This is a genomic window from Streptomyces sp. SID5469, assembly GCF_009862865.1.
GTDB lineage: Bacteria > Actinomycetota > Actinomycetes > Streptomycetales > Streptomycetaceae > Streptomyces > Streptomyces avermitilis.
Genome location: NZ_WWIN01000001.1, coordinates 8,950,760 through 8,962,070 on the forward strand (window position 1 = coordinate 8,950,760; position 11,311 = coordinate 8,962,070).

Sequence of the window (11,311 nt, forward strand, 5' to 3'; positions counted from 1 at the left end):
TTACTCATGAGTCAGAGGTGTTGACGTTCCACCGAAGTGCCCGGACTGTAGTGGACATGTCGAAGTTACGCGCGCGTCTGCTCGGCGTTCTCGTGTCGCTCACCGGCCTCCTCGGGGCAACGGGCGCCCAGCCCGCGGCCGCCGACTCCCTTCCCGACTCCCTCTGGTTCGACGCCTCGGCGTCGGCCGCCTTCACCGTCCAGAACGGGCGCTTCAGCGACGGCCTCGGCCGCGAGGTCGTCCTGCGCGGCTACAACGTCTCCGGCGAGACGAAGCTGGAGGAGAACAGCGGACTGCCGTTCGCCTCGGTCGCCGACGCCAGGAAGTCGGCGACCGCCCTGCGCACCCTCGGCGGTGGCAACTCGGTCCGCTTCCTGCTCTCCTGGGCCCACGCGGAGCCGGTGCGCGGCCAGGTCGACACGGCGTATCTCGCCGCGGCGACCGCCCAGATGCGCGCCTTCCTGGACGCCGGCATCCGCGTCTTCCCGGACTTCCACCAGGACCTCTACTCCCGGTACCTCTTCAACTCGGGCAGCTGGTACACCGGCGACGGCGCCCCCGAGTGGGCGGTGGACGCGGGCGACTACCCGGCCGAATCGTGCGGCATCTGCCTCTTCTGGGGGCAGAACATCACGCAGAACGGGGCGGTGACGCAGGCGTCGCACGACTTCTGGCACAACGCGTACGGGGTGCAGGACGCCTTCCTCGCCACCGCCCAGGCGACGATGGCGTACATCCAGCAGAACCTGAGCGCCGACGAATTCAACGGCGTGGTCGGCTTCGATCCGTACAACGAGCCGCACGCGGGCACGTACGACTCGGGTGAGACGAGCCGCACCTGGGAGCAGAACGTCCTGTGGCCCTTCTACAAGAAGTTCCGGGCCCGGATGGACGCGGCGGGCTGGCAGACCAAGCCGGCCTTCATCGAGCCGAACCTGTTCTGGAACGCCAACATCGACTTCCAGAAGCAGGAGGGCGGCCTGCTGGACGCGGGCACGCTCGGACCGCGCTATGTCCTCAACACCCACTTCTACGACCAGAAGGCGATCTCCGGCGTCCTCATGTGGGGCAAGGCGGCGGACGGGCAGTACGCGACGGACTTCGGGAAGGTCCGCGACCGGGCCGCCGGGGCCGGCACCGCGGCGGTGGTCAGCGAGTTCGGCCACCCGCTGTCGGGGTCGGTCTCGGACAAGGCGCCGACGGTGGTCAAGGCGATGTACCAGGCACTCGACTCCCGCCTCCCCGGCTCCACCTGGTGGTCCGACCCGACGGGGTCCGGGCCCGTCCTGTCCGGCGCGCAGTGGCAGTGGGACATCTACAACGGCCGCCACCACGAGCTGGAGAACGGCAACCCCGACAAGGTCCTCACGAGCGGCGACGCCTGGAACGACGAGGACCTCTCCGCGGTGAGTCTGAACGACTCGGGCACCGCGGTCCTCAGGCAGGACGCCCGCCTGCTGGACCGCCTCTACCCGAGCGCCACCGCCGGCGCGACGGTGGCGTTCACGTACGAGGACCGTTCCCGGGACGGCTCGACGACCCTGACCTGGAACCCGGTCCCCAGTTCGCTCCCGAACGTCTCCCGACTGGTGGGCTCGGGCCAGTACGGCCTGCTCGTGTGGCGTTCGAACGGCTCCACGGCCCCCACGGAGCTCCACCTCCCGGCGTCCTTCCCGGCCGCTTCCACGACGGTGGTCTCCGACCTCGGTACGACGTCCGGGCTGCCCGCGTACACGAGGACGACCCCGGTCGGACACGCGGCCGAGCCGGGCGGCACCGGCAGTCACCGCCTGCTCCTGACGGCGGCGGACTCGGGCACGGTGCACTACGCGCTGGTCACGAACGGAGCGACAGCCCCGTCCGCGGGCCTGCTGAGCGCGGCACGGGCGGAGCTGTCGTCCTGGGCTGCGACGAAGGTCGGCTAGCGGGACGCGAATGAGCCGACGGGCCCGTTGGGGGAGGTCAACTCGCCGACGGGCCCGTCCAGTCCGCCGGGACATGGGCCAGCCGGACCCGCTGCGGATGGTCGCCCACCGGCACCGACACCGTCTTCTGTCCCGTCGCGAAATCGATCGCCGTGACTTGGTCGGCGCCGCTCTCCGAGACGACGCAGTCCTTTCCGTCGCCGCTCACCGTCGCCCAGTACGGCTTGGAGGCGGGGACGAGCGGGCCCTCCTGGAGGGTGGAGCGGTCGACGACACTCGTGTAGTCGTCCATCGTGCCGGCGACGCACAGCTTGGTACCGGACGGGTTCATCGAAATGCCGTGGTGGCGCGAGTCGTTGACCCAGGTCGTGCGGTCCTCGCTGGTCGCCGGATTCTTCGGCAGGGTCTTCACCCGGGTGATCCGGTCGGAGGCCACGTCGTACTCCAGGAACCCGTTGAAGAACGACACCTGGAAGTAGAGCTTGGACTCGTCGGGGCTGAAGACGGCCGGACGGACCGCGTCCGAGTAGTCCGTGAGGCCGATCGCGTCCAGCCGCTGCCGCATGTCGACCACCTTCACCTGCTGGAAGGTGGTCGCGTCGACGACGGTGATGCGCCGGTCGCCCTTCGTCCAGTCCTGCCACGGGGCGTCGAGCGAGGTGTTGACATCGCCGATGGCCATGTTCCAGATGTACTTGCCGTCCTTGGTGAAGATGTTCTCGTGCGGCTTGTCGCCCGTGGCGAACGAGCCCAGCTGCTTGCCGGTGTCGATGTCCAGCACATGCACGGTGTTGGCCGTCGAGGCCGACACCGCGACCCGCGTGCCGTCGGGTGACACCGCCATGTGGTCGGAGCGGTAACCCGAGACGGGGAAACGCCAGTTGACCTTCCCGGTGGCGAGGTCGATGGAGACGACATCGGCGAAGCTCGGCCGGGAGACGACCATCGACCTGCCGTCCGGCGTGGAGTACATGTCGTCCACGAGCTGGTCGTGGCCTTCCCCTACGCCGTTGCGAATCGCCATGAAGTAGATCCATTTGATCGGATCGGCGTTGATCTGCGCCAGCCGCTGCTCCTTGTCGGGGACGACGTTGATCCGGCCGATCTTCGCGAGGTCCCCGGTGGACTTGATGACGTCGGCGGTGCCGTCCCAGTTGTTGCCCACGAACATCACCTCGCGCAGCGCGGCGGCGGAGTCCTGTGCGGAGGCGGTGGTCGCGCCGGCGCCGACGGTCAGCGCGAGGGCGGCGGCGATCGCCAGGAGGTGCCTGGATCTGAGGACAGACATGGCGGGTCCCTGTCTTTGGTGGGGGCATGACAACAGAGTGTTGACGTGCCCGCGGCTCGGAGAATCTGAATACGCCTGCGTTCAGAGTGGACTTACTGGAAAGTAAGGAGGGGGTGGCTCTCTCCACAAGACTCCGGGCACGACAAAATCGAGCGACAGGCGAACACATCGGCGAGCGAACGAATGGCCGAACGGGTGTGGGAGGACGTGTGACGGGCAGGCTCAGGCAGCCGACCGGCCGCTACGGGGGCAAGTCCGCGGAGGAGCGGCAGGCCGAACGGCGTGGGCGGTTCCTGGACGCGGCCCTCCAGCTCTTCGGCGACACGCCGGGCTTCCGCGCCACCACGGTCGCCGCGCTCAGCGAGGCGGCGGGCCTGTCCACCCGCCAGTTCTACGAGGAGTTCCGCACCCTCGAGGACGTGCTGGCCGCCCTGCACCTCCAGGTCAACGACTGGGCCGAGACCGCCGCCCTCGCCGCTCTCGCCGACGCCCGGCACCTGCCGCTCGCCGAGCGTGCCGACGCGATCTTCCGCGCGTACGCGGCGAACGTCACCGCGGACCCGCGCCGGATCCGCATCACCTTCGTCGAAATCATCGGCGTCAGCCCGCGGCTGGAGGAGCAGCGGCTGCAACGCCGGTCCCGCTGGGTGGACCTCATCTGTGCCGAGGCCGCCGCCGCGGCCGCGTGCGGTGAGGCGGCACCCCGCGACTACCGGCTGGCGGCCGCCGCCTTCATCGGCAGCGTCAACGGCCTCCTGCACGACTGGCGCGCCGGCTGGGTGGACGCGACCCTCGACGAGGTCGTCGACGAACTCGTCCGCCAGCTGCTGGGGATCCTGCGCCCGGCCGGGTGGCAGCCGGACGCCTGACCCGTCTTTCCGGCTCTCCGGCACGATCCGCCGGACGGACATGTCCTAGTGAGCTGGTTCGGAGATGCGTGAGCAGTAACGGCAGATCCGGTCGAGGATCTGGTCGGCGGTCTTGGTCCACTTGAACGGCCGGGCCTCCTCGTTCCAGACCTTGATCCATTCCTCAAGCGCGGCCTTGAGGCTGTCCAGCGAGCAGAACACTCCGCGCTCCAGGCAGCGCCGCTCTAATTCGGCGAACCACCGCTCGACCTGACTGATCCACGACGAGTACGTGGGGGTGAAATGCAGGCGGAACCGGGGATGCGCGAGCAGCCACTTGTGCACCACCGGTGCCTTGTGGGCGGAGAGGAAGCCCCTATGTTTCGTCAAGCCGCAGAGGGGACCTGGTTGGTGGCTCGGGGCTGGATGTGTCGGTAGAGCTCGCGGGCGACGTACCGCTTGAGGCATCGGATGATCTCGCGCTTGGACATGCCCTCGGCGGTGCGTCGCCGCAGGTAGGCCTGGGTGCGTTCGTCCCAGCGTATGCGGGTCTGCACGATGCGGTAGAGGGCGGCGTTGGCCTGGCGGTGGCCACCGCGGTTCAGGCGCCGCCGTTGTGTCTTGCCGGAGGACTGCTCGACCGGGCTGACACCGCACAACGCGGCGAAGGAGGCTTCATCGACGAGCCTGTCGGGGTTGTCACCTGCGGCAATGAGGAGGACCGCGGCGCTGTCGGGTCCAACGCCGACGAGGTCCAGCATCTGGGGCCGGCAGGCACGAACGGCCCTGGTGGTGCGGCGGGTGAGCTCTTTGACCTCGTCGGACAGGTGCTGGACACGGCGGGCGAGCAGGCGCATCGTGAAGACGGCCTCGCCCCGGTAATCCGCGTCGAGGGCCGCGCAGGTGGCGACCAGCGCAGGGTTGCTCAGGCGGGTGAGGAGTTCGCGCAGATCCGGGTCGATGGACATGAGGACAGCCTTGAGCTGGTTCAGCGCCTGGGTGCGGGCCTTGACCGCCGATTCCTTGGCCAGCCGCAGGACCCGCATGTCCTCTACGGGCCCGTCCGCGCTCTTCGGCACGGTGGTGGCCCGTCCGGACAGCACCGCACGAGCGGCCGCGTCCGCGTCGATGGCATCGGTCTTGCCGCGCTTGCGCCGGGTGGCACGGTCGGGCTGGTTGACCTCGATGACGTCGATGCTTTGCCCACGCAGCATCTTGGTCAGTGCGGCTCCGAAGGAGCCGGTGCATTCGACACCGGCCCGGCGCAGGACACCGAACGACCTTGCCCAGGTGAGCAGTTGGCGATAGCCGATGGCGGTTGCCGGGAACTCCTGCTGAGCGAGCGAGGCACCCAGGGTCGTGATGACCGCAGCAACATGGACATCCTTGTGGGTGTCCACCCCCAGGATCACGTCCTCGGCCTCCTTGGCCGGGGCGGGGACCCGCTGCGCGGGCAGCGTCGGCTGGGGCATGCTGGTGACGGTCACGAGGCTCCTTGGACTGGGTCTGGTGGCTGACACCGGTCCGGTGGGCGGTCAGAACTGTGACGGTGCTTTGTGCAGCAAAGCCCCTATCGGGACACGTTCACCGGGCCGGCGGCAGTACGCACCGCAGGAGGCCGGGGCCGACAGTTCCACTCCAAGGCAGCTGTGGCCAGTTGTCGCACGGGTCAGGCTCCGGCCCCCCCTGCGGCACACCATGATCCTCACAGTTGTCGCAGATCACGTGGACCCCCAGGCCGGGCTCGGTCTGGCGGTCGATCTCGTCGAGGAAGTCCCGGAAGTCCACGGCCCGGTGCTGCGCGGACAGCTTCGTGATCACCCTGCCCGTCGCGGTGTTCAGGGCGGCGAACAGATCGACCGTGCCATGCCGGACGTAGTCGAAGCTGCGCCGCTCGGGCACTCCGGGCAGCATCGGCAGCACCGGTGCCGTCCGTTCCAGAGCCTGGATCTGCGGCTTCTCGTCCACCGCGAACACCGCAGCGTTGGCCGGCGGGGCGAGGTAGAGGCCGACGACATCACGGATCTTGTCGGTCAGAAGCGGGTCCGGAGAGATCTTGAAGGTCTCGGTCCGCCATGGCTGCAAGCCGAAGGCGTGCCAGATCCGCAGCACGCTCGCCGGGGAGATCCCCACGGCCCTGGCCAGCTCCCGCTTCGACCAGTGCGTCGCGCCCTCGGGGGTCTCCTCCAGCGTGCGCACCACCACCTCCTCCACCTGGGCATCGGTGATGGTGCGCGGCACCCCCGGGCGCGGCTCGTCGGCCAGCCCGTCCAACCGGTCGCGCAGGAATCTCGCCCGCCACTTGGTCACCGTGCCCCGGTTGACGCCCATCCGCGCGGCCACCGCGGTGTTACTGCCGCCGTCCGCGCAGGCCAGCACAATCCGTGCCCGTAACGCCAGGCCCTGAGCAGTCGTCCGGCGCCGGGCCCATCCCTGCAACATCCGCCGCTCGGCATCGGATAACACCAGCGGCGCAAGCCTGCTGTCGCCCATCCCCACAGCAGACCGCAAACCACCAGCCCCGTCACCGCCCAAGCCCCGATCCGAAACGGAACACGACTCAAGTGGCGACGGCAGAACTCAAAACCAGCTCACTAGGCGACGCCGGCCAGGAGGCGGGGCGACGTCGCGGTGCTGCTGGATGGGGGTGAGTGACCTGCGGGGGCGTGGCATGGGGCCGTTAAGGTCGCGGTCCATGCGGACGATGCGGTCCTGACGCACGGTGAGCGGGGTATGTCGGGCGGCTTCGCGTCGCTCGCGCAGGCGCCGGTCGTGGTCGGCGACCACGGCGGCCCAGTCGCTGCCGAGGCGGTCGGCCAGCTGGTGGCGTAGCGCGGTGCGCTGCCGAGGGGGGGTGGCAGCCCAGATCCCCTCGGTCGTCAGCTGGGGGTTCGCGAGGGCCCACTTGAGGCATGCGGTCGCGATGGGGCAGGCCTGGCAGGCGGCCTTTGCCTGTTCGGCGCGTGCTGTGTCGGAGTCGCCGATGTCGTGGGCGAAGAGCTGTGGGGTGGCGCGGCAGGCTGTGGGGGTGGGGGAGCAGGGGAAGGGGATGCGGGAGTCGGTCTCGGTGGATCGCCTCATGGCAGGGCTCTCCCGAAGGGTGTGGGTGGGGTGATCAGGGCGCTGGCAGGCGTGGTCGTCGTAGTCCTTGCCGTGCTTGGGCTGCGCGTCGGAGGCGAACCTGCCGAGGCGCGCCTGGGTGGGGTTCGCGGTGATCCAGCCCTCGGCGCAGGATGGACGGGCTCGCCGTGGTGGGAGCGCATCGGGGTGGGCTGTTCGCACAGCGCGCACGGCAGATCTTGCCAGCGGTCGAAATGCCGGGCGTCCCGCCAGTCCAGGAGGCCGCCCGGGGCCGGGATGAGGCCCGGCTCCCATAGCGGCGCCCTGTTGCGGCGCCGGGCGGGCGCGCTCATCCGACGGTCAGGTGGGTGCCGGGGCGGCCCGGGCGGCGTCCGTGGACCGTGGGTGTGTAGGCGTCCTGGCGGGTCGCCACGTAGCCGGACGGCTTCTCACGGGTCTTGACGCGGTACATGGCCATATCCGCGCCGCGCAGGAGGCGGGAGGCACTGGCCGTGTCGGGCAGGTCGACGGCGCGGGCGGCGCCGATGGACACGGCCGGGCGCAGGGTCTGCCCGTCATGGTCGACGGGCTGAGCCAGCAGCTCGCGCAGCACCGCGATTTCCCGGACTGTCGCAGCGGGTGGCAGGAACAGGGCCGCTGCGAATTCGTCGCCTCCGAGCCGTGCGGCGAGTCCGCCGCGGACGGCTGCCCATGCCCCGATGCGGTGTCCGATGGCCGCGATGAGGGTGTCGCCGGCGGCGTGCCCGAGGGTGTCGTTGATGGACTTCAGGCCGTCGGCGTCGGCGACCAGGACGTGCAAGTGCTCGCGGTGGGTGCGGGCGAGGCGTGCGGTGCGGTCCATGAGGACGTCGCGGCCGGGCAGTCCCGTCAGCGGGTCCTTTCGGGCAGCGTCCAGTTGGCGGCGCACGCGCACGTCGTCGGCGAGCAGCGCGGCCAGCGCGAGCGGCACGGTGGCTGCGACGATCAATGTGCGGGACCGCTGACGTAATGCGGTGGTGGCAGGCATCATGGTTCTCCTGTTCTCGCCCCTCGGGGCGGAATCGAGAGAGGCGCACCCCGAGCTGTGCAGGCCGTGGGGTGCGCCTCTTGCTGTGATCATTCGTGTCCGGTCGGGCCTTGTGGTCGGGCATGCTGGGTGGTGCTTCCGTCTCGTGACGGGGATAGGAAGTACCCGGGTCGGCCGACTGCGCCCTAGCCGATGCTGCGGCCGTCCTGGGACCCACCCGGCGCGGAGGGGATCACGCCGCCAGGTCGTGGCGCTCCTGCACGTGGCGGGCATCGGAGAGGCGGGCGGCCCCGAAACAGCCACCCCTGCTCCTTCGTCCGCATGAGCGACACCAAAGTCACGGGCATCGATCATGCGGAACCCTCCGAAGCGGCTCCCCGAGTCAGCTTGAAACGGCTCCCGCAGAAATGACACAGCCACGCGTCACAGCGCGGCGCCAGCGGCGGCCACGGCGAGCAATGCCATGGCGGTGAGGCTGAGGTCGACCGCGCGGCGGAGGTGGCGGTACTTGCGGACCGCGAGGCTAGACAGCACGCGGACGCTGGAGGCGCGCCGGTCTCCTTCCATGCAGGCGCGGATCTCGTCTTCGTCGAGTCGCGCCCAGTAGGGGAAGGAAGCGCGGTCGTCGCCGCGGAGGCGGGGACGGACGACCAGGAGCAGGAGTGCGGCTGCGATGCCGAGGGTGAGGACTGCGAGTGCGCCGAACGTCTTGGTCGGCTGCGGCAGGTCCTTGTCGGCGACGGACGCGAGTCCGGCGAGCACGGCGCCGTTGAAGGCGAGGAGTAAGGAGGCCTTGCTGTCGGTGCGTCCGATCTCGCCTGCGACTGCGGCGCAGGCGGCGTCCAGATTCTTGTCGGTGAGCGAAGCCGGGACCACGGTGGTCATGGGCGGTCGTTCTCCTTTATGCGGCGGGTTGGCGGGCGGGTGCGGGGATGTAGCTGAGCGGGTCGGCGGGGGTGCCGTCGTGGCACTCAAGGCAGCTTCCTAGGCTGCGCAAAGGTGTTGGCGGAGTGCACTTGTTCCGTAGCCGCGGTATTCCAGTGCCAAGTCGCCGCGTGTCGGCGTCCTCGTCGAAGTGCCCAACCGGGTACGGATGAACGTGCTCAGGCGCCAAGCCGTGGGCATTCTGTGCGGGAGGTCTCGGAAGGGCTCGTGGTGCGATCCCGAGACAGGGATGATCACCTCATGATGCGAGGTGCCTTCGACGACGTCCCCGTGACCGCACTCTTCCCTCTCCTGGAGGCTGCGGATGTGGACTCCTTGAATCAGGCGGCTGGCACGGTCGATACGGCTCGTGCAGGTAGAGACACGGCGGATTGGGAGTGGGCCCTGGAACACGCAGGCTTCCCAGGCACACAGCTGGGGACTCCGGTCGTCCTTGGGCTGGATGTCATCGAGCACGCCGAGGGAGGCGACCAGCTGGAATTTTTGCTCCAGGTGGTGTGGACCGACCTAGGTCGGCTCGCGGTCGACACGGCGGTGAACGTGGCCTGCTGGTGCGAGACCGATCACGCCACCCATGACATCGACGCCCTGAGGCTCGTGGTTGGCGAGGAGACCTCGTTGCCCGAAGCATTCCGTGCCGGCGCTGAACGTCTGACCGGCTGGCTGGCCGATCCTCACGACGCCGACCACTGGCGTGCCAAAGCGGGATTGCCTCCCCGGTGGGTCCCCTGAGGGTCCGGCGCCGAGCACGTTCGTCTGTACCGGACTGGGTACGTTCACGTGCACGCCGACACCGCGGAAGCCGCGTGGGCCATCGCCTGTCCTCGGACAAGCAGGGCAAGGAACGGGCTGGCTGCGTTCCTTGCAAGGCAAGATCGGTCGTGTGATACGCGATCCTCGTGACGATGCCGAGTTGCTGGCCCTGGTTCGCCGCTATGTCACGCCCGAGCGGCGTTATCTAAAGCTCGGCGGCGGCTTGCTGCGCATGCAAAGTCGAGGGCGGGCTACAGTCCGCGGGCGTCGGCGAGGCTCGCGGCCTGTTCGAGCATGCGCATCGGGACACGGCCGGTGCCCCAGGCGTCGTTGAAGCCGGGCACCGAGTCGACGTCGTCGCCGAACTGGCGGCGGATCGCGTCCAAGAGCACGGTGGCGGCGTCGGCTTCCAGGTGGCGGTCGCCGCCGGCTTCGATGCGGATGGCTCCGAGCATGCAGCGGGCGCCGTCGGCGTCGACCAGGGCGTCCTTGCACCAACCGCCGCTGACGAGTCGCTGGTGGGCGCGCTGCAGGAGGGCCGCGACCGGTGTCGGGTACAGGTCGGGCAGCGGGGCGGGTCCTGTGTTGAGGGGGCCGGTGACAACGTCGGTCAGGTCGATGGGCTTGGTCTCGATGTGGGCGGTGTTGACCTCATACGCGATGGCCGCTTCGTCGAGGCGTGCCGTCATCGCTGCGTTGACGAGAGTGAGGCGTTCCTCGAGGGACAGCGGTGGGGCGGCTGAAGGCGCCGCGGTGGTCGGATCAGGGCGGCCGAGGGAAGGCAGGCGGGTGGACATCGGCGCTCCGTACGCTCGCAGGCGCTGCCGTCATTCGGGCAGCGCCTGCGGGGTGTGGTGGTGGGGATGGGCGGGCCGTGGGCGTCAACGTGGTTGGCGCGCGGGGCTGTTGCCCGCCTGTAGCGAGGGCGGGCAGCCTGTAGGCAGGGCGGCCAAGGGGAGGCGCGGCGTGAAATTCGTGTTCGTGTGCGGCTGGTGCAGCGAGGAATGCGTGGTGTTCTGTCGGCGGGCTGGATTTTGGGGGAACCAGTTCGAAGATCCTGAAGAGTTCGACTGCTGGTCCTGCGGGGGGACGAGCACGACGCCGTACAGCCCCTGGACTCCGGCTGATTGAGGTCACCGACAGCAGCTGGTGCCGCGTCTTTTCTTCGCCGGGGGTCCTGGTCTACAGGCTGGAGATGAGTCCGGCGAGTGAGGTGAGCGCGCTGTTGATGAGGGGCGCCAGGCCGGTCGCGGCGAGGGTGAAGCCGAGCAGGGTGCAGGCGAGCATGGATCCGAACCTCACGTAGCCGCCCTTCATCAGGACGGCCACGATGACGGCCAGCAGCACGGCGGCGGACACGGAAAAGGCCACGATCGGTCTCCTTGGTGGGTTGGTCCGGCCGGGGCGTCCAGCCGTCAGCTGTGCGAACGGGGCCCGGGCCAGGGGCGCGGGCCGCTCTACGTGC

The 11,311-nt window shown here is 69.4% G+C and carries 12 protein-coding genes; 3 read left to right on the forward strand and 9 right to left on the reverse strand.

What is annotated here, in order from left to right:
- The first annotated feature begins 56 nt into the window (after positions 1-56).
- Positions 57-1,925: a cellulase family glycosylhydrolase gene (locus tag GTY58_RS38960; protein WP_037650928.1), complete on the forward strand. Its 1,869-nt coding sequence runs from the start codon at positions 57-59 to the stop codon at positions 1,923-1,925.
- Positions 1,926-1,962: 37 nt separating this feature from the next.
- Here GTY58_RS38960 and GTY58_RS38965 read toward each other — a convergent pair whose 3' ends face one another.
- The gene (locus GTY58_RS38965; RefSeq protein WP_010988904.1) at positions 1,963-3,213 is read right to left on the reverse strand and encodes a YncE family protein; all 1,251 of its coding nucleotides are present in this window, start codon (positions 3,211-3,213) and stop codon (positions 1,963-1,965) included.
- Between the two features lie 209 nt (positions 3,214-3,422).
- On the opposite strand from GTY58_RS38965, the gene GTY58_RS38970 reads away from it, so the two are divergent.
- On the forward strand, positions 3,423-4,082 hold the full coding sequence (locus GTY58_RS38970) for a helix-turn-helix domain-containing protein (protein WP_010988905.1): 660 nt from the start codon (positions 3,423-3,425) through the stop codon (positions 4,080-4,082).
- Positions 4,083-4,127: 45 nt separating this feature from the next.
- On the opposite strand, the gene GTY58_RS38975 is transcribed toward GTY58_RS38970, so the two are convergent.
- From GTY58_RS38975 to GTY58_RS39000, 6 genes are all read right to left on the reverse strand, one after another.
- Entirely contained in the window at positions 4,128-4,451 is a 324-nt protein-coding gene (locus GTY58_RS38975; protein WP_237528950.1) for a transposase, read from the reverse strand.
- Complete coding sequence (locus tag GTY58_RS38980; RefSeq protein WP_037653208.1) at positions 4,448-5,533, reverse strand: IS110 family transposase; 1,086 nt, start codon at positions 5,531-5,533, stop codon at positions 4,448-4,450. Before GTY58_RS38980 ends, GTY58_RS38975 begins: the two co-directional genes overlap by 4 nt.
- 112 nt (positions 5,534-5,645) lie before the next feature.
- Entirely contained in the window at positions 5,646-6,554 is a 909-nt protein-coding gene (locus GTY58_RS38985; protein WP_237528952.1) for an IS630 family transposase, read from the reverse strand.
- Between the two features lie 87 nt (positions 6,555-6,641).
- Positions 6,642-7,142, reverse strand: a complete 501-nt coding sequence (locus GTY58_RS38990; RefSeq protein ID WP_078936784.1) for a WhiB family transcriptional regulator — start codon at positions 7,140-7,142, stop codon at positions 6,642-6,644.
- 328 nt (positions 7,143-7,470) lie between these two features.
- A complete protein-coding gene (locus GTY58_RS38995; protein WP_218006215.1) occupies positions 7,471-8,148 on the reverse strand; it encodes a GGDEF domain-containing protein in 678 nt (225 codons plus the stop codon).
- A 423-nt stretch (positions 8,149-8,571) separates the two neighbouring features.
- Positions 8,572-9,033: a Pycsar system effector family protein gene (locus GTY58_RS39000; protein WP_010988911.1), complete on the reverse strand. Its 462-nt coding sequence runs from the start codon at positions 9,031-9,033 to the stop codon at positions 8,572-8,574.
- Positions 9,034-9,363: 330 nt separating this feature from the next.
- Here GTY58_RS39000 and GTY58_RS39005 point away from each other — a divergent pair, with 330 nt between their 5' ends.
- On the forward strand, positions 9,364-9,825 hold the full coding sequence (locus GTY58_RS39005; protein ID WP_242432075.1) for a hypothetical protein: 462 nt from the start codon (positions 9,364-9,366) through the stop codon (positions 9,823-9,825).
- A 272-nt stretch (positions 9,826-10,097) separates the two neighbouring features.
- Here the strand turns inward: GTY58_RS39005 and GTY58_RS39010 are convergent, their stop codons facing one another.
- On the reverse strand, positions 10,098-10,643 hold the full coding sequence (locus GTY58_RS39010) for a hypothetical protein (RefSeq protein WP_010988913.1): 546 nt from the start codon (positions 10,641-10,643) through the stop codon (positions 10,098-10,100).
- A gap of 385 nt (positions 10,644-11,028) precedes the next feature.
- Positions 11,029-11,217, reverse strand: a complete 189-nt coding sequence (locus tag GTY58_RS39015) for a hypothetical protein (protein ID WP_010988914.1) — start codon at positions 11,215-11,217, stop codon at positions 11,029-11,031.
- Between the last annotated feature and the right edge of the window lie 94 nt (positions 11,218-11,311).

Coding starts and splice junctions, on each gene's coding strand:
- GTY58_RS38985 (WP_237528952.1), bottom strand. CDS start 6,554: ATGGGCGACAGCAGGCTTGCGCCGCTGGTGTTATCCGATGCCGAGCGG.
- GTY58_RS38995 (WP_218006215.1), bottom strand. CDS start 8,148: ATGCCTGCCACCACCGCATTACGTCAGCGGTCCCGCACATTGATCGTC.
- GTY58_RS38965 (WP_010988904.1), bottom strand. CDS start 3,213: ATGTCTGTCCTCAGATCCAGGCACCTCCTGGCGATCGCCGCCGCCCTC.
- GTY58_RS39000 (WP_010988911.1), bottom strand. CDS start 9,033: ATGACCACCGTGGTCCCGGCTTCGCTCACCGACAAGAATCTGGACGCC.
- GTY58_RS38960 (WP_037650928.1), top strand. CDS start 57: ATGTCGAAGTTACGCGCGCGTCTGCTCGGCGTTCTCGTGTCGCTCACC.
- GTY58_RS38990 (WP_078936784.1), bottom strand. CDS start 7,142: ATGAGGCGATCCACCGAGACCGACTCCCGCATCCCCTTCCCCTGCTCC.
- GTY58_RS38980 (WP_037653208.1), bottom strand. CDS start 5,533: ATGCCCCAGCCGACGCTGCCCGCGCAGCGGGTCCCCGCCCCGGCCAAG.
- GTY58_RS39010 (WP_010988913.1), bottom strand. CDS start 10,643: ATGTCCACCCGCCTGCCTTCCCTCGGCCGCCCTGATCCGACCACCGCG.